Here is a 23,495-nt window from a genome sequence, read left to right on the forward strand (position 1 = left end):
TTCCGCCTTCATTCATACAGTAGTTGGCCAAAGGATTTTTAAATGATCCCCGGGAGAAATTACTTCTTGAAAGGTCGTTTCTTGATCGTTTTTGATAAGGGTAAATCGTTTATTTCCTTGAGTGGGCAAGTCGATTTCGACATGGCGGAATACATCCTGAAAAATAAATGGTTCTAGTTTTTGTCGGACTAAGCTGATTGAATCTCCTGTATGAATGAAATCGTTCTCTTCAAGAAGTTCGTTGTCCCGCCGGAACTCAGCTACTTTCTTCGAAAGGATAACTTGCTTATCCTCATAAAAAACAGGGATGGAGAAGGTGTGCTGAATATTAAGGGCTCCAGCAACATCAAGTAATGTTGGCTGGGTCCGTCTTGTGATTTCTATTTCATCTCCATCATCAAAAGAGTAGGCAAGTTTTGATTCTAAACCATTTTTAGTGATTCTTCCTGTTAAGGCCGGGAGCCTAATGGCTCTCCCATTTAACTGAAAGGAAAAAGGTTCAAGACGAGAAAGGAGCTCAGGCTGTTGAACAGCCTTAATCAATTCTTGGATTGTTTCAGGGGTGTCGCAAGTTATTTGATCATGGTCCTCAACAAGTTCATTGCTAGACGCCGCTTTTCCATTTCTGGTGATAGAGGCCCAAATCCTATGTTCTGTTCCATTAAGGGTAACTTTTTTACTGGTGTAATCGTCAAGCACATCGCTTATCCGTAAAATAGCGGGCTCACCGTCTTCGCCCTTTGTGGTCATAATGACATCTTCATTTTTAACTTCATTATCTAAGGAGACTTCTTTCCCATTTAGAGTAATGAGAGGCTTCTTCCCGTGCCCTCCTGGAAGCGTAATTTGCTGCCCATTGATTTGTACAATTTTAGCCATCCCAGGCTTTCCATACAGTTTACTCATCCGGATACCGGCCGTGAGCAGGCAATCCCCCACCCTTGTCCGTTTCATCTCGAATAAACGGATAGGACGGTCGTCAACGGTTACGCTCATATACTGTATCGGGTTTTTATCGGCTGCAATAGCTATGCCAATTGGGGTAACCAATTCAGGACCTTTTTGAATCGTATCTGAAATCCCGAGGTTTTGGATGGCGTCTATACCACGAATAGCGACTCGGTTTTCAGGTAGATTTAATTTTACAGCCAACAGGCGGGTAAGCTCTGGTGTCTGGCTTCCTCCACCAACAAGCATCACTGCTTTAGGGGGTCTTGCGTTATTCAGAGATAGAATTTCCGTACTGATTGACTCGGCCAAACGATCGAGTGAGGGCTGAATATTATGGATGATTTCCTCCCTGGAAAAATCGTTGGCAAAACCAAGGATATCTGTAACCGTTATATGATCATGATCGAATAACTCTCTTTTTGCAATTTCGGCTAATGGGAAATCAAGAAGCAGGTAGTCACTGATTGCCTCGGTTATTTCATCACCGGCAATTGGTACCATCCCGTAGGCTATGACGGTCCCTGAATCCGTCAGGGCAATATCGGATGTCCCCGCTCCAATATCTACTAAAGCGACGTTTAATCGCCGCATGGATGACGGAATGAGTACATTGATAGCCGCTATAGGCTCAAGCGTGAGAGCCTGCATTTCCAAATCCGCTCTCTTTAAGGCTGCCAGCAGCGATTCTACTACAACCTTGGGAAGAAAGGTAGCAATGATCTCAACAGATGCTTCATCACCGCTCTGGTCAATTAGGCTACCTATTTCCTGTCCATCAAGCCGGTAGTATAAAACAGAATAACCAACGCAATAATACATGGAATGCGAAGTGGTTTGCTTGGCAACAATGGCCTGTGCTTCCTGGACGGCACTGAATTCAAGGTGGAGGATATCTTCACGTGTCAGCATCGGCTTGCCTCCAATATTGATTGCCATTTCCGCCCGTTTTGTTTTTAAGGCCCTTCCGGCAGCAGCCACAGAAACTTTCTTTAAGGAACCGTGTTTTTCCTCCAGTTGACTCTTGATATGAGAAATGACTTTGGATACGGCAAGGACATCATGAATTTGTCCATCGAGCATGGCTCTCTCAGAATGCTCTTTAGATAAAATATCTATTATATTATAGCTTTCCTGTTCTTTTTCCAAAATAATTCCTACAACAGATCGTGTTCCAATATCTAAAGCAAACAGTTTTTCGTGCATGGTAAACACCTACTTTTATGTTATTATAACTTTAATGCTTAAAAGCGTTTAATTATTAAAGAAAAATGTAGTGACATTTATAGATACTTCATTTATAATTGATTTAATTATACATGAAATATTATAAAATTTTTCATTGATAAATTAATCGGGGCAAATGAGTGAAAATTCAAATAAATAATTTGGGCTTTTAATCACTGAACCGGTTTATATTTTAAAAAACGAAGGGATGGATTTGTTATGAGCAACAAAGAGCTTGATGGACTTCGTGATCAACTGGATGATGTGAACCTTCAGTTATTACATCTTATTAATCAACGTGCTGAACTTGTACAGGAAATTGGCCGCGTCAAAGAAAAACAAGGTGTAAACCGTTACGATCCGGTCCGTGAAAGAACAATGCTTGACCTTATCGAAGCTAATCATCAAGGACCTCTTGATCTTGGTTCGATTAAACATATTTTCAAAGAAATCTTCAAATTAGGCTTGGAACTTCAAAAAGATGACCAGAAGAAAACGCTTCTTGTTTCTAGAAAACAAAAATCGGAAGATACAATCATCGATATTAAAGGCGAATTGATTGGGAATGGAATTCCAAGCTTTGTTTTCGGACCATGTGCCGTTGAATCTTACGAACAAACAGCTGCAGTAGCTGAAGTCATCAAAGCAAAAGGCTTGAAACTAATGCGCGGTGGTGCATATAAACCACGTACATCTCCATACGATTTCCAAGGACTTGGTTTGGAAGGCTTACAAATTCTTAAGCGTGTAGCTGATGAATACGGCTTAGCTGTAATCAGTGAAATCGTGAGTGCAAACGACATCGAAGCGGCGGTTGAACACATTGATGTCATCCAAATCGGGGCACGTAACATGCAAAACTTTGACTTGTTAAAAGCGGCAGGTGCCGTAAATAAACCTGTTCTCTTGAAACGAGGACTTGCTGCAACAATTGAGGAGTTCATTCATGCTGCAGAATACATCATGTCACAGGGTAATGGTAACATCATCCTTTGTGAACGCGGTATCCGTACTTACGAAAAAGCAACAAGAAATACACTTGATATCTCTGCTGTTCCGATTTTAAAACAAGAAACTCACTTACCGGTTATGGTTGACGTAACGCATTCTACTGGACGACGCGATCTATTGCTTCCAACAGCTAAAGCAGCTCTTGCTATCGGTGCGGATGGTGTCATGGCAGAAGTTCATCCTGATCCGTCTGTTGCTTTATCAGACTCTGCACAGCAAATGGACTTCAAACAATTTGATGAATTCTACGAAGAAATTAAACGCTTGAACTGGGTAACAGTATAAGTTAGAAAGTTTTTAATATGCACTTACGGCCCTTACCATCTTGGCAAGGGCTATTTTTAATGGTAAAATACTTGTTTTTTGCAGAAAAAGTCTATAAAAAGGCACTATTGGATTGCAGGAAAGATTCTACTATCGTATGATAAATAACAAGAATGAGAACTGTTCGGAAGGTTGAGTCATACATAAAGTGATATCTATGTGAATTTTATACTTGTAGAGATTATGAATCATGGCTGAGAAGAAAGAGTAGGACTGCATTTTTGTTAGTCAGATTGTTCCTAAAATAATCTTCCTTATAGAAGAAAAACGTATAAAAGAATTTTTCTCAAATATTTCGAGTCTTTTATGGGAAAAATGAAAGAAATGGAGGAATGGATGAATGAATAATATAACCATTTATGATGTGGCACGCGAAGCGAATGTTTCTATGGCCACTGTTTCCCGCGTAGTAAACGGGAATCCAAATGTAAAGCCTGCAACAAGAAAGAAAGTTTCAGACGTGATTGATAGGTTGGGATACCGTCCTAATGCAGTGGCGAGGGGTCTTGCCAGCAAGAAAACAACAACGGTAGGGGTTATTATCCCGGATATCTCTAGTATCTTTTTTGCCGAGTTAGCACGAGGCATAGAAGATATTGCGACTATGTATAAATACAATATCATTCTAAGCAGTTCTGATGAGAATATAGATAAGGAATTCCATTTGTTGAATACAATGCTTGGTAAACAAGTAGATGGTATCGTATTCATGGGTGGTAATATTTCTGATGAGCATGTGAGAGAGTTTAAAAATTCACCTGTTCCAATTGTACTGGCTGGTTCAGTAGAAGAAAGCGGACAAGTCCATTCTGTTAATATTGATTATGAAGCAGCTGCATTTGATGCAGTTACCTTCTTCGCTAAAAAGGGTCACGAGCATATTGCTTTTGTAAGCGGAAACTTGTCCGCGCTAATTAATGAAAAGAAATTAGCTGGTTATAAACGAGGGTTGAAAGAAGCTGGGATTTCATTCGATGAGAGTTATATCTTTGATGGAGATTATACATATGATTCAGGGATTGAGTCTTTTGATACGTTTCTAGAAGCTGAAAAGAAACCCACGGCGTTTATCGTGGGCGCTGATGAAATGGCGCTAGGAATTGTCCATGCCGCTCAGGACAAAGGTTATAATGTACCGGAAGACTTTGAAGTGATCAGTTTTGACAACACCCGATTGACCTTAATGGTTCGCCCGCAAATTACGACGATTGTTCAACCTTTATACGATATTGGAGCGGTTGCAATGAGGCTTCTGACAAAATTGATGAATAAAGAAAAAGTGGAGGAGGGTCATGAAAAAGTGATCTTACCACATCGAATTGAAAAGCGGCAATCAACGAAATAAGTTGATTAGAGAGTGTCCTTAGGGCACTCTCTTTTAGTTTTGTAAAACTATATGAAGGGACTTTACGAAAAAAAAGATCGTTTTTCAACGACCTTTTTAGTCAGCTTTTATCATTGCTTGTTGATGTTTGTTTGGAGGATCGGATGGGATAAAGAGCCTTTTCGAGCGTTTGGGCATTCTTTTCGGTAATTTCTGGTTTCCTTGGGATCGGTTCGTATATGTCCTCCATATCATCCCACTCATTTGGGAGAGTCACAGGGGACTCAGGCTGCCATGTATTGACCCATTCTTTCGATAAGGGGCCTGATATATCATTATTCGTCATCTCAAGCCAGACCCTCGACCAGGCACGCGGAACGACACGCCATATATCATAGCCTCCGCCGCCAACTGCAATCCAGCGGCCTTCACAATATTGATGGGCCAATTCGTGAGCCAATTTTGGTATTTCCCTGTAAATCTTCATGGTGGCAGATAGGTGGGTGAGTGGATCATAATAATGAGAATCGGCACCATTTTGTGTTAAGATGACATCCGGTTTGAAGAATTCAACCACCTCTTTAAAGGCAGCTGTGTAGCATTCGAGCCAAGAGTCATCTTCGGTGAACGCATCGACGGGAATATTGAATGAATAGCCGTAGCCCTTTCCTTGTCCTCGTTCGTTAATATTGCCCGTGCCGGGAAACAAATAACGTCCTGTTTCATGAATGGATAGGGTGCAGACATCTGGGTCATCATAAAACGACCATTGTACCCCGTCCCCATGATGGGCATCCGTATCGACATATAAGACACGTGCGCCATATTTTTTTTGTAAGTATTTAATCGCGACCGAACTATCATTATAAATGCAAAAGCCTGAAGCTTTGCCGCGAAAACCATGATGCAGGCCCCCACCAAGATTAAGGGCATGCAGAGACTGACCGGTCATAACGGCATCCACGGCTGTTAAGGTTCCACCTACAAGTAAGGCACTTGCTTCATGCATATTAGGAAAAATTGGAGTATCTTCTGTTCCTAATCCGTAATTCACGGCTTTTTCAAGAGGAAGTTTTCCCTCGCCCGCCAATCTGACAGCGTTTACATAATGGTGGTCGTGAATCAGTTCTAATTCTTCATCGGTAGCGATTCTAGGTTTTATAATTTGATTATCACTAATGGCATGGTGTTTTTTTAACAAATCTAGCGTGAGCTTAAGCCGCTTTTGATTAAAAGGATGCTCGTCGCTGAATTTATAGGTAAGGAGTTCATCAGAATAGACAAACAGTGATTTATCAGTCATGAGAAGTCCCCGGTAGACTAGGCCATAAAACGGTATAGCCTTCTTTCTTTAAATCCTCCACCACCATAAATGGATTCATTGTCTGCACACGGATTACAAGAATCTTATAATCAATTTCAGCCTTTTCCGGATAAACGAGAGTGCTCAGGATATTCAAATTGCGCTTTTTGAAAATAAGGGCAATATCGTAAAGGGCCCCTGTTTTATTCGGAACTTTGATTTCAATTTGGGAACCGGGCTGATTGACCCCTGTTAATTCAACGTAAGAATGAAGTAAATCAGAACCGGTTATAATGCCTACTAACTTTTTTTCCTTCACGATTGGCAGGCAGCTGATATTGTTTTCACAAAATACAGCTCCGATTTCTTCAACAAAATCGAGCGGATGCCCTGTGATTATATCTGTTTTCATGATGCTGGTTAGTGGTTTTTGTAAATCATTTTTGTATTCTGAGGTGCGGAAAATAGAAGGAGCAGCATCCCGTATATCACGGTCGCTGACTAATCCTACAAGTTGAAAGTTGTCATCGACAATGGGAATATGGCGAATTTGTTTCTCCTTAATGATCAAGACAGCGCTATGGATTGTATCTGTAGGAGTGAGAGAAATAATATCTTCATTCATTATTTTTTCAACAATCATATTTGTTCCTCCTCGTTACTCACCTTTTTAATACATAAATCGATTCATAAAACGTAGTTGGTCGAACTTCTGGATAGATTCGGGCTGCACTCTTTTTCCAATCCGAGCCATCAGGCAGTTGGCTGGATGGGAACTGATTTCCGGGTCATCTGTTGCAAAGTAGACCAAGCCGCCAGCACTCATCATTTTTTCCATGATTTTGCGATAGTCCCAAACATTCAATCCTGTCCCTTTCAAATCCCAATGCCAATAGTATTCAGTCGTAATGATGATAAAGTCTTCTACCGAATCGTCTTCCATGGAGAGACGGATTAAGTTCTTCCCGACGGAGGCACCCCGATATTTGGGGATGACTTCGATTGCACCAAGCTCAATCAGGTCGTCCATTTTGATTTCTGACCAGCGTTCCAAGGGGTCGGGATATAAATAAGTTACATAACCAACGATGGTTTGATTTTCACGCGCTATAAAGATTCTGCCCTCAGGCAAGTCTGCGATCTCGATTAACGCTTTATGCTGCAGAGCAGGTGGGCGAAAGGCGACTAAGTCTTCGTGAAACTCATAGGATGCCATTTTTTGTCCATTAAGCGGGCCTTCAATGATGAGTGTACCGCTTAATGTCTGCAGTTCCTTAGCGTAATAGGTCTTATTATATTCCATTCCTTCACCAACCTCGTAAAATAGTTATCTTTTATACTTATATCCCAAAGTATAAGATTCATTATGCTTGAAAACCATCCAAATGGAAAGTTTACATAAATTATACATAAAAAACAAGTGACATAATTCTGAAAGTTCGAGACATATTTGAATCTTTTGTTACAACGTTGCTTTACGTTCCAGATATCAATACGTATTCCTCCTTTTTATAGCATTATCCACCTTGAATTTTCAAAATTTATAGCAGATTAATTTTCCCTAATATGGAAAAAATAAGTTTTTTAAAAATTGAGAATATTAGGTTTTTATACTATAATACAAAGTATAAAGCTGAAAAAAGGGGGAGTATGTCGTATGAATGTGAAAGGTCTGCCAGTAGTGGAGGGTAATTTTAATTTAAAAAATTACGATGAAAAATACAAGACGTTTGACTGGTCTGAAGCGGAAAAGGAATTCTCCTGGTCTGAAACAGGTAAAGTGAATCTCGCATATGAAGCCATTGACCGCCATGTTGAAACATACAGAAAAAACAAGGTCGCCCTTTATTACAAAGATGAAAAAAGAAATGAAAAGTATACATTTAAGGAAATGAAAGATTATTCAAACCAAGCGGCCAATGTGTTCAAGAACATCGCCAAGGTGGAAAAGGGTGATCGCGTTTTCATTTTCATGCCTCGCTCCCCCGAACTTTATTTTGCATTACTGGGGGCCATTAAAACTGGAGCAGTCGTCGGTCCGTTGTTTGAAGCTTTCATGGAAGGCGCCATAAGAGATCGTCTGGAAGATAGCGAGGCAAGTGTGATAGTAACGACTCCGGAGCTTTTGCCACGTGTCCCGGTGGATGAATTGCCCCATTTGAAGCATATTTTCTTAGTAGGGGAAAATATCAAAGAAGAAGGAAAATATTATCACTTTAATAAAAAATTAAAAGAAGCGGACAAAAAATTTGAGATTGAATGGGTGGACCGCGCGGATGGACTGATTCTTCACTATACATCCGGTTCCACAGGGAATCCAAAAGGTGTGCTCCACGTACATAATGCGATGGTTCAGCATTATCAAACGGCAAAGTGGGTCCTTGATTTACAGGAGGAAGATGTGTATTGGTGCACAGCGGATCCTGGATGGGTGACAGGGACGTCTTACGGTATCTTTGGTCCATGGCTGACAGGTACATCTAATGTCATCATAGGTGGTCGATTTAAGCCTGAATCTTGGTACAAAACTCTGCAAGACTTTGGTGTCACGGTCTGGTATAGTGCACCGACTGCATTCAGGATGCTGATGGGCGCAGGTGACGAAATCGTTAAACAATTCGATTTAAGTTCTCTCCGCCATGTCTTAAGTGTCGGTGAACCGTTGAATCCGGAAGTGGTCCGTTGGGGGATGAAAGTATTCAATCACCGCATCCATGACACATGGTGGATGACGGAGACAGGTGCACAACTCATCTGTAATTATCCTTGCCTGGAAATCAAACCGGGTTCGATGGGTAAACCGATCCCAGGTGTGGAGGCTGCAATAGTGGATGATCAAGGTAAAGAGCTTCCTCCGCACAGAATGGGGAACCTTGCTATTAAAAAAGGCTGGCCTTCAATGATGAAGACTGTCTGGAATAACGAGTCAAAATATGAATCTTACTTTATGCCAGGCGATTGGTATGTTTCTGGGGACTCCGCTTATATGGATGAAGAAGGATATTTCTGGTTCCAAGGCCGCGTAGATGATGTCATCATGACAGCCGGGGAAAGAGTAGGTCCTTTCGAAGTGGAAAGCAAGTTGGTTGAGCATCCAGCCGTTGCAGAAGCAGGGGTTATCGGGAAGCCAGATCCAGTCCGGGGAGAAATTATTAAAGCGTTTATTGCCCTTCGTGACGGATACGAAGCCAACGATGAATTGATTGAAGAAATTCGTCAATTTGTTAAGCTGGGTCTCGCAGCACATGCTGCACCACGTGAAATTGAATTCCGAGATAAACTTCCGAAAACACGAAGCGGTAAAATCATGCGCCGGGTCTTGAAAGCTTGGGAACTTGATCTTCCAACTGGCGATTTATCATCAATGGAAGATTAAAAAGCCGAGTTATCTAGAATCAAGAATAGTAGAAAAAAAGGCATCCACGTTCATTGGCATGGATGCCTTTTTCATGTGTCTCAAGTTTAAAGGTCCAATGCTAATCAAGTTCATCAATAACTTAAATAGCATAGAAAAGAAATTATAAATCTATAAAAAACAGGCTGCCGGGTCGTTTTCCGGCAGCCTGCTAGGTTAATTAAGAAGCGTGTTATTCTTCTTCCTCTTCAGCTTTATCTGTATCTGTATCTTTGTTTTGGTCTGTTTCTTTGTCTATATTTGTATCTTTGCCAGTATCTTTGTCTGTATCTTTATCTATATTTATATCTTTGCCTGTATCTTCTTTATCTGTGTTGTTTTTATCTGTGTCTTTTTCCACAGTAACGGTCTCTTCTTTTGAGTCTGGCTTTTTATCTTCGGTATCTACTTTTTCATTTGCGATATTATCTTTATGCTTAGTGGAATCTTTGGATTTATTGCCAGTATCTTTAGTTTCCGTTTTTGCACTGGTTTTTTTAGCGCCGATTTCAACATGTTGCGAAGGTGCTGATTCTTTACCGACTATATCTACAGCTGTTACGTAATATGATCCACCTGAGCCGGCAGTGTAAACAAGATTATCCCCAGCCTTAATGCTCGCCACTTTTCTACCATTATTGTAGACGCGGTAGCCGACGACATCTCCTTCAGGGTGAAGCCCCCATGAAATCTTATTGTTACTTACAGTGATAGAAAGGGCATCAGGCGTTTTTCCATTATCATTAAGTTTTGCTTTAGTCCCTACGACATTTCCTCCATTTTTGCCTCCAGGAATCAAGGCTCCCGGGTCATCCACATATTTCAATCCGATATCTCCAAAGGATTCAGGATTCAGCATGAACCCGCCGCTTGTGAATTCACTAGGCGTTTGTGGAAGGGCCGCGTAGCGTTTGCTGCCGACTGATACATATTGTCCATCTATGAAACTATTATCTGCTCTAGAAGGAGCATACTTGGCGATGAATAAATCTGATTTGACAAGCCCGGCCTTTTGGCACGCACTTGAAGGCAGCAGTCCTGAAACGCCACAGAAGGAACGGCTGACAATTCCGCCCGGCATTTCAAACCGCTTATCGGGGTCGATGAGTTTAGGATCGACTTTGTATGCGGCATTGATCAGATCTGCCCAATAATACATATTACGTTTATTATATTCTAGACCATTATAGGTTCCTTGTAAGGATTTCGGTGTGTCATATCCCAGCCATGTACCGAATGATACATTAGGATTGGTGGCAACGAACCAAGCGTCCCAATAGTTTTGTGAAGTTCCGGTTTTACCTGCCCAATCGCTTGAGAAAGCAAGTCGGTTCCTGACCGAAGCGGCTGTCCCGCTGTTTACGACATCACGCATCATATCAAGCGTCAGGTAAGCGGCTTGTGGTGAAAATACTTCCACTGGTTTCACTTTATGTTCATAGATGACCTCGCCATCCTTCGATACGATTTTATCAATCATATAAGCATCGACGAACTCCCCTGAATTGGCAAATGTGCCAAACGCATTGACATTTTCTTCAACGGTCACACCTTTGTCCATCGCTCCCAATGACATGGAAGGATGTGAGTAATCATCTTTCGTCACTGTTGTAAAGCCCATTTTTTCCAAATAGGAAGCCGGCCTTTGGTTGATTATTTTCATGTAAAAGAGCGCTGCCGGGATATTATAGGAATTCTTCAGGGCCTCACGGGCTGTCGCTACCCCCGTATAGCTTCCGCCGCCATAGTTTCCTGGATGCCACGCTTTGCTGCCTGCTGGAATGGAAATGGGTACGTTGGCGGATACACTTCCAGGTGAGATCTTTCCTAACTCAATCCCTGGACCATATACGAGCAAAGGCTTCATCGTTGATCCATTTGATCGCAGTGATGCGGTTGCATGGTTCGTCTGTTCCCGCTTGAAATCACGGCCACCTACGAAACTGATGATTTTTCCTGTTTTATTTTCGATTAGAATAGCCCCGGCTTCAACGGGCTCACCCGCTTTATCGTATCCAAAATTCGGATAGTTTTTCGTAACTTCCTGCATTTTATCATATATCTCTTTATTGACCGTCGTATAAATCTGATAGCCGTTTTGACGCAGCTTACGATCGGCAAGTTCTAGATATTGATTTTTTAAATCATCATTCTTTAAATCTTTCTCTTCATATCCATCTTCTTTTGCTAGACTGACAGATAAGATTTCAATGGAGCGTTTTTCTATTTCATAGGTGAGCCATGGATATTTCTCAGATGGCAACGCCTTTTTACCGATAAAGTCTTTTGTTATGTCGTATGCGATTGCTTTATCATATTCCTCTTTTGTTATGTATCCATTACTATACATCCGTTTTAAAACCGTTTTCATCCGGTTAATGCCGGGTTCTTGATTATCTTTAAGTTTCCCTTGCTGAGTATAGGGAGTATAGCCAAAAGGACTTTGCGGCAATCCAGCAATAAAGGCAGATTGAGGCAGTGTCAGATCTTTGGCCTCCACGCCGAAAATACCTTCAGCAGCGGACTCGACACCTGCGATGTTACGACCGGAAGAATTTCGTCCCAGAGTGGAGACGTTTAAGTAGGTTTCCAAAATCTCTTCTTTTTCAAAGAACTTTTCGACACGGAGTGCAAGCAGGATTTCTTTTGCTTTCCGGTCAAATGATACTTCGTTGGTCAGTACCTGGTTTTTAATGAGCTGTTGTGTTAAAGTACTTCCTCCCGATTGGACGGATGCATTCGTAAATTCCTGGTAAATGGCACGCAGGATAGCTTTCGGGACAACCCCGTCATGTTCATAAAAATACTCATCTTCTGTAGCGATGACTGCATTTTTAAGATGCTCGGAAACTTTATCGATGGACACTTCTTCACGCTCAAGGTCACTCTTAAGCTTGCCCAAGTATACGTTATCCGCAAAGTATACCTCAGAGGTCTCTTCATAATTGTAGATGTCCTTTTTTAAATCTTCCTTTGAGCGTACCGGCTCATCATTGACGATGGCAGCGAAATAGCCGGCTCCAACGCCACCGGCGAATGAGAATCCTAGAACCCCAACAATAATGAGGATCAACATTAGGTTCCAAATGACTTGGTATGTAACCCTTGCATTCTTTTGTGTTTTTTCACTTTTAAAAAAACGGGTTATCTGTTTCCATGCTGTTTGAAATCTATCTTTTTGATTATTATTCATCGTATCATACCCCCTGAAATCACATATATTATAGCATATAACACGGAAAGGAAAGGCGAACTTTCATATTTTTCTAGAATCTGTAAGGGTGATGTTGACAATGAATGTTATGTATGATAAAAATTTATTAACAATAAAATTTATTAAAAAAGCGCGATGATAGGACCCAGTAGTCAAACTATCCCTGTTTTAGAGAGCCGGTGGTCAGTGGAAATCGGTACACATAGTGAGATGAATTACTTCCTGGAGCATTTACTGTGAAACGATTAGTAGCAGGAAACGGTTGACGACCGTTATTCGTCTCGAGCGGAGGACGCACTATGTCCTCAAGTTGGGTGGTACCGCGAATTTATTCGTCCCTTCATATTTATATGAAGGGGCGTTTTTGTATGCTTTTTGCGGGATTTTTTCGGATTGAAGGAGGAATTATAAAATGGAATTGCTAAAGGAACTCGAGTGGAGAGGGATAATTTATCAACAAACGGATGAAGAGGGTTTTAAGGATCTTTTAGAAAAAGAGAAAATTTCTTTATACTGTGGGGTAGATCCAACCGCGGATAGTATGCACATCGGACATCTACTGCCATTCTTGACAATGCGCCGTTTCCAACAGCACGGTCATCGTCCTCTTGTGCTTGTAGGCGGAGCGACTGGACTTATCGGTGATCCAAGCGGTAAAAAAGAAGAACGCCAGCTGCAAACTTTGGAAAAAGTGCTTTATAATGCAGACTGTATTAAAGGGCAGCTATCCCACATCTTTGAATTTGAAGGTGAAAATGGCGCAGTTATGGTCAATAACTATGACTGGATAGGTAAAATCGATATGGTTACGTTTTTGCGTGATTACGGGAAATACATCGGCATTAACTACATGTTGGCAAAAGACACGGTTGCTTCCCGTTTGGAAACAGGGATTTCTTTTACGGAATTCGCGTATACAATTTTACAAGGGATCGACTTTGGTCATTTATACGATAATCATGACTGTAAGTTGCAAATTGGCGGAAGTGATCAGTGGGGTAACATTACGACCGGTCTTGAAATGATTCGTAAATCGCATGACGAGGAAGCAAAAGCGTTCGGCATGACGATTCCGCTCGTTACGAAAGCGGACGGAACGAAATTCGGTAAAACGGAAGGCGGAGCAATCTGGCTTGATCCGGAAAAAACGACTCCATATGAATTTTACCAATTCTGGATTAACACAGCGGATGCTGATGTCGTGAAATACTTGAAATTCTTCACATTCCTATCACGTGAAGAAATTGAAGAGTTAGAGCAATCCGTGCAGACTGAACCGCATTTACGTAAAGCGCAAAAAGCTTTAGGGGAAGAAATGACACGTTTGATTCACGGGCAGGAAGCTCTTGACCAAGCAATCAAAATCTCTGCAGCTTTATTCAGCGGTGAGGTGAAAAATTTAAGTGCTGCCGAAATTAAATTGGGCTTTAGAGATGTTCCGACCTTTGAACGTGAAAGTAAGGAAGAGATCAGCTTAGTTGATTTTATTGTTGAAGCAAAGATTTCTCCATCCAAGCGACAAGCTCGTGAAGATATTCAGAATGGAGCGATCTCCATCAATGGCGAGAAAGTGACTGATCTGCAATATGTAGTGACTGAAGAGGTTAAGATTGAAGGAGAGTTCATCCTTGTTCGTCGCGGTAAGAAGAAATATACATTAGTGAAATGACATAACAAGGCCCGGTTGAATCTCAGCCGGGCCTTGTTATTTATGTCTGGGAGTTGAGTTCTGTACAAAAAAAACCCCCATCCGAGGATGAGGGTTTTTGAAGTTATTAACGAGAGTAATACTCAACGATAAGAGCTTCGTTAATTTCAGCAGGCAATTCAGAACGTTCTGGTAAACGAGTGAAAGTACCTTCTAATTTCTCAGCATCAAAAGTAAGGAAGTCAGGTACGAAGTTAGTTGCTTCAACTGATTCTTTAATGATTGAGAAGTTACGTGATTTTTCACGAACTGAGATTGTTTGTCCAAGAGACACTTTGTAAGAAGGGATGTCTACGCGACTTCCGTCTACAGTGATGTGACCGTGGTTAACAAGTTGACGTGCTTGACGACGTGTACGAGCTAAACCAAGACGGTAAACTAGGTTGTCAAGACGTGATTCAAGAAGAACCATGAAGTTTTCACCATGAACACCTTTGATTTTGCCAGCGCGGTCGAACATTGTACGGAATTGACGTTCAGTGATTCCGTACATGTGACGAAGTTTTTGTTTCTCTTGTAGTTGAATTCCATATTCAGAAATTTTTCTACGTTGGTTAGGACCATGTTGTCCTGGAGCATAAGGACGTTTTTCTAATTCTTTACCAGTACCTGTTAGGGAAATTCCTAAACGACGGGATAGTTTCCAGCTTGGGCCAGTATAACGAGCCATAGGATGACTCCTCCTTTAAATGTTTTTATTTTGGTAAAATAAAAACCGTGTGAATGAACGGTTATGACCATTTTGTTTTCATGTACCTTCGCCCTAGCAGCAGAGAGTTACGAGATACACCTCTGTATTGAGGAACAAAATGAGAACATAAAAGCTGTCACATAGGCTGCAATATTTTACACAAGGAGTATTGTATAATATTCTGCTCAATGAGTCAAGGACAGTTAGCTTTTCATTAAAGGTAGTTTAAAGTTAATCCAAGGAATAAAATTACAATCAGTTATAAAAACACTATTTTTGTGAGAGTTTTTCCGATGGGAGCGTTATAATAAGTGAAAATTCTTTCAGTGGAAACTATTTCGATAAGTTTCGTTTGAATCTAGTTTTTTGCTTTGTTTTATAGTTGGAGTATTATGAAACCTTAAAAGATTTTTGAAAAAATAGGCTGTAATATAGAGATGATAGAGATGAAGATTAAAACAGCTCGGTTGATTAATGAATTAAGAGTCCTTTTCTTTCAACACATGCAGAATATGCAAGGTGACCTCCATTACGAAACGTGCTTGGAGACTTTTTTATTTGAGACGAAAGCCCTGCTAGGTTTGGAAGAGGTAATGTTCTTTAAATTTGACGAGTGGAAACAGCAATTTAATAAAGAAATCTCTACCGGATGTTTACACGAATATAACATGCAGGTTCCTGTACAAGAGTACATAGAAACGATATTGATAACATGAAAGAGGTAGTTGAAAGGGCCGATGAGGCGTTATATATTGCGAAGAATTCAGGGAAAAAAAAGTTCATGTACATGGAGTTCTGTAACAATAAAAGGGAGCGGCATGGATTGTCGCTCCCTTTTTACTCTATAATCGCTTGGATAGGATGTCCGCGAATTTCTCGAGTCCTTGCTGATCCACTTCGTCAAATCGGTTCGTAATTGGGCTGTCAATATCAAGCACGCCAATCAGTTTGCCATCCTTCATTAGGGGTATGACAATTTCAGACCGCGATGCAGCATCGCAGGCAATATGTCCTGGGAACTGATGGACATCATCGACGCGCAAGGTTTTTTTTGTGGCCGCTGAGGTCCCGCATACGCCTTTGCCCATTGGAATGCGGACACAGGCTGGAAGGCCTTGGAAGGGTCCTAGTACCAATTGGTCTTCTTCAAGTAAATAGAAGCCGACCCAGTTAATCTCAATGAGAAATTGATTCAGTAAGGCAGCGGCATTACTGAAATTGGCTATCTGGTTTGTTTCATCCTCAATTAAGGCAAAGAGCTGTTTTTGGACAAGTTCATAGTTTTTTTCTTTTTTTCCTTGATACATTTCGACATTAAACAAAAGGGTTCACCTGTCTTCCTCATATTTTTACAGTACTTTATAGTTAAGCCGCTTGATTGAAGAGAAATTGTCGAGAACTTACTAAAGGATTCAAGCTCTTCAATGCAGAAATAGTCCACAAGACTTGTCTCAAAGAAAGCGAGGGATTGCCTAATGAATCGCCAGACGCCAACGAAACAAGCTATTGTGGAAGCTGCTTTACATTTATTTCATTTAAAAGGCTATCATGCGACATCCATTCGGGATATTGCGAATAAAGCGAAAGTGAATGCTGCTAATATTGCTTACTATTTTAAAAATAAGCAGGGTTTGCTAGAATTCTGTTTCACTTCCTATTTAGAAGATTATATTATCGTACTTGAGACGAACATGACACTGCTGGATCATAAAGGTCCGAAGCATTGCTTGATGAATTTGGTAAAGGATATTCTTACATTTCAAAGAGAAAACTTCCTGGCAGCTAGATTTATATATGGAGAATCTTCACTCGATTCAAATTTAAACCGGGAAATTCATTCGACTTATTTTACAAAGGAAAAGTCTTATTTTCAATATGTTTTGGAACAAGGCATTAAAAGCAGAAGTTTTCAGTCGGTCTCTATCCCCTTGTATATGCTGCAACTAAAGGGCCTGCTATCGGCTCCGGTCCTGCATACTCATTATGCAATGGAGGTCCTTCATGTGTTCCCACAGGAAGCCTATTACACAAATTTATATGTTGAGGAAGTCGGCCGTTTCCTGCAGGATACATTATTTATTGCCGAAGACCTCCAGCCCCTGCTTGCGGGACGGCCTGAAGTGTTTACGTGATTTACCCTTTGAATTCTGAAATCAACGATTCATATCCCTGGCCTAAATCTTTAGCCTGGTGGGCATCGGAACCATATATAAGCGGGATGCCAAGGTCTATGGCACGTTTTGCAAACCGTTCAGGAGGATAGGGCTCACGGCATAGCGGCTTTACGAACCCTGCTCCATTATAATCTATTGCATATTGTTGTTCATTGATCATATCCAATACCCTGTAAACACGGTCGTCAAAGCTTTTTGCAGGTGGATATCGGTGCTGGAATTTATGAACAAGTGTAATATGTCCTATCCTTTTTGGCTTATAAATGCCTAAATCAGCGGTGATTGATTTCTCTAAGGTATCGTAATATTTGGCATAAACCGCTTCGATAGAACCTAGTTTATTGGCAATCTCACCAAACGTATCATCACTGAAATCAATGCAATGCCAGCTGCTTTCCTGCTTTATGAAGTGGACGGAAAGAATGCTGTCATCAAGGAATTCGCCCACTTCATTGAGGAATTCTTTTGTTTCAGTTTCATAACCTTCTATAAAGTCAACCTCTAGACCTATTTTGATCAGGATTTTGTCTTTATAGTGTTCTTTCAGGACGCGGAGTTCTTGAAAGTAATCTAGGAGGATGGCAGCTTCCATACCGCTGTCTTTTGCAGGTGTAGGATCTTGAAAATTTCTTGGCAAAGGAGCATGTTCTGTAAAGGTGATTTCCTTTAATTCTAGCTCAATTCCCCGCGTAATATATTCATCGAATTTGTCCGTAGAACCGTGTGGGCAAAACGGAGTATGTACATGTCTGTCAGCTTTCATGGCCATTCCCTCCAAAAAACCGGTATTTTGTAGCAATTTTCCACAAAAAAATCTTTTTCTCATCAAAAATTATTGCTAACATGGTATCATAAAAGCATTAAATTTAACATTTTTAAAATTGATATATAAAAGAGCGAGGCTGTAAGGATTAGAACAGGGGGCTTACCATGGATTACATACTTGGGATAATTGTATTAATTTTAATTTTTATTATTTGGGGTTATTTTTTCAAAAAGAGATTTTTTAAAGATATTGATCGTCTGGAATCCTGGAAAATAAGCATCATGCACCGCCCCGTGCTAGAAGAGCTTTCTAAAGTCAAACAATTGAACATGACTGGTGAAACAGAGGAAATGTTTGAAAACTGGCGCATTGAATGGGACGCTATCATCACGGATTATATGCCGGAAGTCGAGGAGCTTTTATTCGAAGCCGAGGAGTTTGTCGATAAATACCGTTTCAGCCGTTCAAAAGAGGTACAGCGGAAAATTACAGTCAAGCTGAATGAAATTGAAGAAATGATTAAAAAAATTCTGTACGAATTAAATGAACTTGTAGGCAGTGAGGAAAAGAATAGATTAGAAATTGAGGATATAAAAGAATCTTATCGTCAATTGAAGAAATCATTGCTTGCACACCGACATAATTATGGGAAAGCTGCGGATAAGCTAGAGGCCTCTTTGGATGAAGTATTGCAGATCCTTCAAAAGTATGAAGCAGAAACTGAAAATGGGAATTATTTGAACGCGAGGGAGCTTGTTCTTTCCATAAAAGGAAAGCTTGCGGTCTTAACTGCTAAAATGGAGATGCTTCCAAAATTATTGGTTGATAGTCAATCCGAGCTGCATTCTCAACTTCATGAATTAAAAGAAGGATATGAGGAAATGTCCGGACAGGGTTATCTGTTAAGTCATATCCAATTCGAACAGGAGATTTCACGGCTTGAGGAAGAACTGGATCTATATAAAACACAATTGGAAAATGCCGAAACTGAAGCTGTTGATAAAGGGATTAAAGAGATGCGCGAAAGCATTGATGTGCTTTATGACCTCCTGGAGAAGGAAGTGCTTTCCAAGCAGTATGTCTTGAAAAATGATGAAATCCTCAGGAAAACGATAAGTGACCTTGAATATGAAAACGATAAACTCAAAGTTGAGACTATACATGTTCAACACACCTATCATCTAACTGAAAATGAGTTGGAAGCACAACGGAAAATGGAAAAGCAAATTGTGCAAATTTCGAAACGCCATCAATTGCTTGTCTTGAAAATGAAGGACAATGTGATGGCGAGCTCGCTTATCAGCGAAGAGATGCAAGGGCTAGCAGCACAGTTGAACGAATTGCAGGAATACCAGAAAGAATTTACAGTTAAATTACAAGCTTTAAGAAAAGATGAAATGGATGCGCGTGATTCACTGGCAGAGCTGAAACGCAAAATGGTTGATACAAGCCGTTTAATTGCAAAAAGCAATATCCCTGGTCTGCCTGAAGAGTATAAAGTGGTGCTTCATGATGCAAAAGAAAGCATAGATGACGTTCAAAACAAACTTGAAGAAAAGCCGCTTGATATGGCAGCTGTTTTTATCTTTTTAGAAAAAGCAGTCGAACAGGTTAATAAGGTCTACGAAAAGGCACAAGAGCTGATCGAGCATATGTATTTAGCGGAAAAAGTGATTCAATTCGGAAATCGCTACCGCAGCAGCCACGATACCGTTGCCGATAGCTTAAGAGAAGCAGAAGCGAAATTCCGCAGCTATGAGTATCAAGCTGCATTGGAAACCGCAGCCGAGGCTATTGAAAAGGTCGATCCAGGCAGCTTACGAAAAATTGGGGAAAATATAGAAAAAGTTCTATCCTGAAAACCCGCTATAGCGGGTTTCAGTTTGTAGACAAAAGGGGTTCGGAATTAAAACATTCCGAACCTCTTTTGAAATTTCCTTTGGATTTTGCTCAATATTAAGGAATTGGGTCTCTACGAGACCACTATGTTAGGCCATTTTTGGACCTTGCCATGTCCAATTGGCCATCTTCTTTAAATTCATGGCAGAGCGAAAGTGAGCATCGCCTGCATCGACAATTTTTTAAGTCCCCTTAAAGTAGTCCAACGCATGCCATGCTTTTCTTTTTCATCTGCGAAAACACGCTCAATCGTTTCTTTACGCTTCGCAAGGTATATTGAATGAATGTCAGCTTAACTAAAATAACTGGATCAATACTTGGGCGTCCTACCTCTGAATACATATCTTTCACCAAGTCATATATGAATGAGAAGTCAATGGCGGCCTCAATTTTTCGAACCAAATGGTTCGCTGGCACCAGTTGATATAAAGTAATCATTTCAAGCTGATCTCGCTGAATAGAATCATGTTTAGAAAGCATCTTCATCACCTCAAGTTTTAATACTTCCATTTTAAAACAAAAAAGACTGTAGGCAAAAGAGGTTCTATCTAAATTTTATAACAAATTTGATTGGAGCGGAAGGTGCGAGACTCCTGCGGGAAAAGCGCGTCTAGGGGAGACCCCGCAGGCGCAGCCGAGGAGGCTCCCGGACCGCCCGCGGAAAGCGAGTGCCCCACGTTCCAATCAACGTTCAAATTGTACAAGCCATAAAAAAACTGTAGGAAAACTCGATTTTCATCGAGTTTGTCTACAGTCTGAAACCCGCTATGGCGAGTTATTTGTGTTTTATTGTTTTATTAAAATGGTAGAAACACATAAAGTTAAGATAGCCTTCACTTCATATTCCGTTTCCAAAATATTGATTAAAAAAACCATGAAACGTGTTAGATTTCTTGCAGAATGAGTTTTATATAGCATTTCATTTTACACTATTTGATTGTAGGGAATTCAATTAATGTCTATAAAGACAATATTCATACAACTTCTCTTTCATGTATTTAAGGGTGTTTGACCAGCGTTTTACATTCTCTTTCAATTTCAATTATGTTAATATTAGAAGTCGCAACAACAACATTTGAAACGACATATAAAAGATTGACCATCATAGATACAAAAACATGGAAGGTGAACCCATGATTTATTTTGATAATAGTGCAACAACAAAACCATATTCAGAAGTGATTGAATCTTTCATAAAGGTTTCTACTGACTATTTTGGCAACCCCTCATCGCTTCACGGGCTTGGGGTACAGTCAGAAAAATTGCTTTCTGCTGCAAGAAAGCAGATTGCTGAATTATTAAAGGTGAAAAGCTCGGAAATTTATTTTACTTCCGGGGGTACAGAAGGAAACAACCTGGCGATTAAAGGAGCCGCTTTCGCACATGCTAACCGAGGGAAACATATTATCACGACAGCAATTGAACATCCTTCTGTAGAAGATGCATGCCATTCATTATCGAAACAGGGATATGAAATTACTTATCTGCCTGTAAATGAATATGGTCAAATAGCATTAGCAGATCTCAAACAAGCTTTAAGAGAAGATACCATTTTAGTATCTGTTATGCATGTTAATAATGAAGTGGGCTCGATACAACCAATTATTGAAATTGGGAAATTGTTGAGAGAATATCCACAGGTACTCTTTCATGTTGATAACGTTCAGGGTGCTGGAAAGATTTCTCTTTCACTGTGTGATGCGAATGTGGATTTATGTACCATATCCGGTCACAAAGTTCACGGCTTAAAAGGAACAGGTATCCTTTACATTCGTGATGGAGTCCGGATCGATCCGCTATTTCACGGTGGCAATCAAGAGACGAAAATCAGGAGCGGCACCGAAAATGTCGCGGGCATCGTCGCCCTTTCAAAAGCTTTCCGTATTAGTATGAACAACCAGTTGCTGTATCATGATAAGCTACAGCAAATCAAAAAATATTTATATAAAGGTTTGCAAGAGATGGATGGAGTACTAGTTAACAGTCCTGAAGAGGGAACACCCCATATTTTGAATTTTTCCGTTCCGGGACTCAAATCAGAAGTATTGATTCATGCTCTTGAAGCGGATGGGATATATGTTTCGACGACTAGTGCCTGCTCTTCGAAAAAGAGAACGGTGAGCAAAACGGTAGATGCAATGTTCCATAATCAAGCTCGTTCTGAAAGTGTTATCCGAATCAGTACTTCCTATAGCAATGAAATGGAAGAAGCAGAAAAAGTTCTGGCGGCGATACAGAAAATAGTCGCTAATTTAGAAAAAATAATGAGGGTTGCAAAATGAAATTTGATCATATAATTATTCGCTATGGCGAAATCTCTACGAAAAAAAGAAACCGTAAAGGCTTTGTGGACAAGATGAAGGCGCATATCCGGTGGAGTTTAAAGGATATCGAGGGCGTTGTGCTTACAGCCAATCGGGAACGGATGTATGTGCTCTTAAACGGGGTCGACCATAAGCCTGTCATTGAACGATTAAAAGGAATTTTTGGCATCCAGTCTTTAAGTCCTGCGATTAAAATCGAACGTGATTTAGAAGTGATGAAAACGGCTGCGTTATATTATCTTAATCATACTCTAGAAGAAGTGGGCACGTTTAAAATAACGACAAAACGAGCAGATAAAGACTTTCCATACAAAACCGATGAAATTAACCGGGCACTTGGCGGTCATCTGCTTCGCAATACAGAAGATTTAAAGGTGGATGTAAAAAATCCGGATTTGAATTTGCTAGTTGAAGTAAGACGTGAAGCAGTGTATTTAACGGGTGAGATCATTCAGGGAGCTGGTGGGCTTCCATTTGGTTCAAGCGGCAAGGCAATGTTGATGCTTTCAGGAGGGATTGATAGCCCTGTTGCTGGATTCCTATCCATGAAACGTGGATTGGATGTAGAAGCTATTCATTTTTACAGCCCTCCTTTCACAAGTGAGCGTTCACGTCAAAAGGTAATTGACTTGGCCGGCAAGCTTGCTGAAATAAATGGCAGCATGAAAGTGCATATCGTTCCGTTTACGGAAATTCAGCTGTTAATTCAAAAACAGATTCCGGAGAACTACTCTATGACGACAACTCGCCGTTTAATGATGCGAGTAGCCGATCAAATCCGTGAAAAAGAAGAAGCAATGGCACTGATCACCGGTGAAAGCCTTGGACAGGTAGCGAGTCAGACGATGAGCAGCATGTATGCCATCAATGAGGTGACGAATACACCGATTCTACGTCCGTTGATTACTATGGATAAAACGGAAATAATCAAAATTGCCAGAGAGCTCGATACCTTTGAAATTTCCAATCTTCCATACGAAGATTGTTGTACGGTCTTTACCCCGGCAAGTCCTAAAACAAAACCGAAACGAGAAAAAGTCAATTACTATGAAAGCTTCGTCGACTTCGAATCGTTAATTGCAAAAGCGGTGTCGGACACAGAAGTATTGACGGTTACACCGGGGCAGACATTCGATAAAAAAGAAGCAATGGAAGATTTATTTTAATATCCTACAATTACCAATAAAT

17 protein-coding genes, 2 pseudogenes and 1 other annotated feature are annotated in these 23,495 nt (G+C 40.6%); of the genes and pseudogenes, 9 read left to right on the forward strand and 10 right to left on the reverse strand.

Annotated features, from left to right (window positions below):
- Positions 1-12: 12 nt before the first annotated feature.
- Positions 13-2,154, reverse strand: a complete 2,142-nt coding sequence (locus ACQKMR_RS07735; RefSeq protein ID WP_427696766.1) for a cell division protein FtsA — start codon at positions 2,152-2,154, stop codon at positions 13-15.
- 240 nt (positions 2,155-2,394) lie between these two features.
- Here ACQKMR_RS07735 and ACQKMR_RS07740 point away from each other — a divergent pair, with 240 nt between their 5' ends.
- Both ACQKMR_RS07740 and ccpA read left to right on the forward strand, forming a co-directional pair.
- Positions 2,395-3,471 (forward strand): bifunctional 3-deoxy-7-phosphoheptulonate synthase/chorismate mutase, encoded by a 1,077-nt coding sequence (locus ACQKMR_RS07740; RefSeq protein ID WP_427696767.1) that lies wholly within the window; start codon positions 2,395-2,397, stop codon positions 3,469-3,471.
- A gap of 379 nt (positions 3,472-3,850) precedes the next feature.
- Positions 3,851-4,855 carry a catabolite control protein A gene (gene ccpA, locus ACQKMR_RS07745; RefSeq protein ID WP_427696768.1) on the forward strand — a complete coding sequence of 335 codons (1,005 nt, stop codon included), beginning with the start codon at positions 3,851-3,853 and terminating at the stop codon, positions 4,853-4,855.
- 100 nt (positions 4,856-4,955) lie between these two features.
- Here ccpA and ACQKMR_RS07750 read toward each other — a convergent pair whose 3' ends face one another.
- The 3 genes from ACQKMR_RS07750 to ACQKMR_RS07760 are packed head-to-tail and all read right to left on the reverse strand — an operon-like array spanning position 4,956 to position 7,440.
- Positions 4,956-6,137, reverse strand: coding sequence for an acetoin utilization protein AcuC (locus ACQKMR_RS07750; RefSeq protein WP_427696769.1), 1,182 nt, complete (start codon positions 6,135-6,137; stop codon positions 4,956-4,958).
- Positions 6,130-6,780 carry an acetoin utilization AcuB family protein gene (locus ACQKMR_RS07755; RefSeq protein WP_427696770.1) on the reverse strand — a complete coding sequence of 217 codons (651 nt, stop codon included), beginning with the start codon at positions 6,778-6,780 and terminating at the stop codon, positions 6,130-6,132. The genes ACQKMR_RS07750 and ACQKMR_RS07755 overlap by 8 nt, the downstream gene beginning before the upstream one ends.
- Positions 6,781-6,807: 27 nt before the next feature.
- Positions 6,808-7,440: a GNAT family N-acetyltransferase gene (locus ACQKMR_RS07760; RefSeq protein WP_427696771.1), complete on the reverse strand. Its 633-nt coding sequence runs from the start codon at positions 7,438-7,440 to the stop codon at positions 6,808-6,810.
- A 354-nt stretch (positions 7,441-7,794) separates the two neighbouring features.
- On the opposite strand from ACQKMR_RS07760, the gene acsA reads away from it, so the two are divergent.
- Positions 7,795-9,513 carry an acetate--CoA ligase gene (gene acsA, locus ACQKMR_RS07765; protein ID WP_427696772.1) on the forward strand — a complete coding sequence of 573 codons (1,719 nt, stop codon included), beginning with the start codon at positions 7,795-7,797 and terminating at the stop codon, positions 9,511-9,513.
- Between the two features lie 211 nt (positions 9,514-9,724).
- On the opposite strand, the gene ACQKMR_RS07770 is transcribed toward acsA, so the two are convergent.
- Positions 9,725-12,724 (reverse strand): transglycosylase domain-containing protein, encoded by a 3,000-nt coding sequence (locus tag ACQKMR_RS07770; protein WP_427696773.1) that lies wholly within the window; start codon positions 12,722-12,724, stop codon positions 9,725-9,727.
- A gap of 147 nt (positions 12,725-12,871) precedes the next feature.
- Positions 12,872-13,088: a binding site (T-box leader), on the forward strand.
- Positions 13,089-13,157: 69 nt separating this feature from the next.
- Between ACQKMR_RS07770 and tyrS the strand changes: the two genes are divergently transcribed.
- Positions 13,158-14,414, forward strand: a complete 1,257-nt coding sequence (tyrS, locus tag ACQKMR_RS07775) for a tyrosine--tRNA ligase (RefSeq protein ID WP_427696774.1) — start codon at positions 13,158-13,160, stop codon at positions 14,412-14,414.
- Between the two features lie 106 nt (positions 14,415-14,520).
- Here tyrS and rpsD read toward each other — a convergent pair whose 3' ends face one another.
- Positions 14,521-15,123 (reverse strand): 30S ribosomal protein S4, encoded by a 603-nt coding sequence (gene rpsD / locus ACQKMR_RS07780; protein ID WP_427696775.1) that lies wholly within the window; start codon positions 15,121-15,123, stop codon positions 14,521-14,523.
- Positions 15,124-15,590: 467 nt separating this feature from the next.
- Between rpsD and ACQKMR_RS07785 the strand changes: the two genes are divergently transcribed.
- Positions 15,591-15,860: a hypothetical protein gene (locus ACQKMR_RS07785; RefSeq protein WP_427696776.1), complete on the forward strand. Its 270-nt coding sequence runs from the start codon at positions 15,591-15,593 to the stop codon at positions 15,858-15,860.
- 126 nt (positions 15,861-15,986) lie between these two features.
- Here ACQKMR_RS07785 and ACQKMR_RS07790 read toward each other — a convergent pair whose 3' ends face one another.
- The gene (locus ACQKMR_RS07790; RefSeq protein ID WP_427696777.1) at positions 15,987-16,466 is read right to left on the reverse strand and encodes a GAF domain-containing protein; all 480 of its coding nucleotides are present in this window, start codon (positions 16,464-16,466) and stop codon (positions 15,987-15,989) included.
- Between the two features lie 153 nt (positions 16,467-16,619).
- On the opposite strand from ACQKMR_RS07790, the gene refZ reads away from it, so the two are divergent.
- Positions 16,620-17,276, forward strand: coding sequence for a forespore capture DNA-binding protein RefZ (gene refZ / locus ACQKMR_RS07795; RefSeq protein WP_427696778.1), 657 nt, complete (start codon positions 16,620-16,622; stop codon positions 17,274-17,276).
- Between the two features lies 1 nt (position 17,277).
- Here refZ and hisJ read toward each other — a convergent pair whose 3' ends face one another.
- A complete protein-coding gene (hisJ, locus tag ACQKMR_RS07800) occupies positions 17,278-18,081 on the reverse strand; it encodes a histidinol-phosphatase HisJ (RefSeq protein WP_427696779.1) in 804 nt (267 codons plus the stop codon).
- A gap of 167 nt (positions 18,082-18,248) precedes the next feature.
- Between hisJ and ezrA the strand changes: the two genes are divergently transcribed.
- On the forward strand, positions 18,249-19,943 hold the full coding sequence (gene ezrA, locus ACQKMR_RS07805; protein ID WP_427696780.1) for a septation ring formation regulator EzrA: 1,695 nt from the start codon (positions 18,249-18,251) through the stop codon (positions 19,941-19,943).
- A 129-nt stretch (positions 19,944-20,072) separates the two neighbouring features.
- Here the strand turns inward: ezrA and ACQKMR_RS07810 are convergent.
- Positions 20,073-20,263 (reverse strand): annotated as a pseudogene (locus tag ACQKMR_RS07810) (transposase); the annotation flags it as partial.
- Positions 20,230-20,463 (reverse strand): annotated as a pseudogene (locus ACQKMR_RS07815) (IS5/IS1182 family transposase); the annotation flags it as partial. The pseudogenes ACQKMR_RS07815 and ACQKMR_RS07810, both read right to left, overlap by 34 nt.
- A 653-nt stretch (positions 20,464-21,116) precedes the next feature.
- Between ACQKMR_RS07815 and ACQKMR_RS07820 the strand changes: the two are divergent.
- The gene (locus ACQKMR_RS07820; RefSeq protein ID WP_427696781.1) at positions 21,117-22,265 is read left to right on the forward strand and encodes a cysteine desulfurase family protein; all 1,149 of its coding nucleotides are present in this window, start codon (positions 21,117-21,119) and stop codon (positions 22,263-22,265) included.
- Entirely contained in the window at positions 22,262-23,473 is a 1,212-nt protein-coding gene (thiI, locus tag ACQKMR_RS07825; protein ID WP_427696782.1) for a tRNA uracil 4-sulfurtransferase ThiI, read from the forward strand. The genes ACQKMR_RS07820 and thiI overlap by 4 nt, the downstream gene beginning before the upstream one ends.
- The last annotated feature ends 22 nt before the right edge of the window (positions 23,474-23,495 follow it).

The sequence above is a fragment of the Peribacillus sp. NPDC096540 genome, assembly GCF_050278525.1.
GTDB lineage: Bacteria > Bacillota > Bacilli > Bacillales > DSM-1321 > Peribacillus.

What these genes read in the sequence shown, in the direction of transcription:
- ACQKMR_RS07735 (WP_427696766.1), bottom strand. Translation starts at nt 2,154, where the DNA reads ATGCACGAAAAACTGTTTGCTTTAGATATTGGAACACGATCTGTTGTA.
- ACQKMR_RS07740 (WP_427696767.1), top strand. Translation starts at nt 2,395, where the DNA reads ATGAGCAACAAAGAGCTTGATGGACTTCGTGATCAACTGGATGATGTG.
- ccpA (WP_427696768.1), top strand. Translation starts at nt 3,851, where the DNA reads ATGAATAATATAACCATTTATGATGTGGCACGCGAAGCGAATGTTTCT.
- ACQKMR_RS07750 (WP_427696769.1), bottom strand. Translation starts at nt 6,137, where the DNA reads ATGACTGATAAATCACTGTTTGTCTATTCTGATGAACTCCTTACCTAT.
- ACQKMR_RS07755 (WP_427696770.1), bottom strand. Translation starts at nt 6,780, where the DNA reads ATGATTGTTGAAAAAATAATGAATGAAGATATTATTTCTCTCACTCCT.
- ACQKMR_RS07760 (WP_427696771.1), bottom strand. Translation starts at nt 7,440, where the DNA reads ATGGAATATAATAAGACCTATTACGCTAAGGAACTGCAGACATTAAGC.
- acsA (WP_427696772.1), top strand. Translation starts at nt 7,795, where the DNA reads ATGAATGTGAAAGGTCTGCCAGTAGTGGAGGGTAATTTTAATTTAAAA.
- ACQKMR_RS07770 (WP_427696773.1), bottom strand. Translation starts at nt 12,724, where the DNA reads ATGAATAATAATCAAAAAGATAGATTTCAAACAGCATGGAAACAGATA.
- tyrS (WP_427696774.1), top strand. Translation starts at nt 13,158, where the DNA reads ATGGAATTGCTAAAGGAACTCGAGTGGAGAGGGATAATTTATCAACAA.
- rpsD (WP_427696775.1), bottom strand. Translation starts at nt 15,123, where the DNA reads ATGGCTCGTTATACTGGCCCAAGCTGGAAACTATCCCGTCGTTTAGGA.
- ACQKMR_RS07785 (WP_427696776.1), top strand. Translation starts at nt 15,591, where the DNA reads ATGAAGATTAAAACAGCTCGGTTGATTAATGAATTAAGAGTCCTTTTC.
- refZ (WP_427696778.1), top strand. Translation starts at nt 16,620, where the DNA reads ATGAATCGCCAGACGCCAACGAAACAAGCTATTGTGGAAGCTGCTTTA.
- hisJ (WP_427696779.1), bottom strand. Translation starts at nt 18,081, where the DNA reads ATGAAAGCTGACAGACATGTACATACTCCGTTTTGCCCACACGGTTCT.
- ezrA (WP_427696780.1), top strand. Translation starts at nt 18,249, where the DNA reads ATGGATTACATACTTGGGATAATTGTATTAATTTTAATTTTTATTATT.
- ACQKMR_RS07820 (WP_427696781.1), top strand. Translation starts at nt 21,117, where the DNA reads ATGATTTATTTTGATAATAGTGCAACAACAAAACCATATTCAGAAGTG.
- thiI (WP_427696782.1), top strand. Translation starts at nt 22,262, where the DNA reads ATGAAATTTGATCATATAATTATTCGCTATGGCGAAATCTCTACGAAA.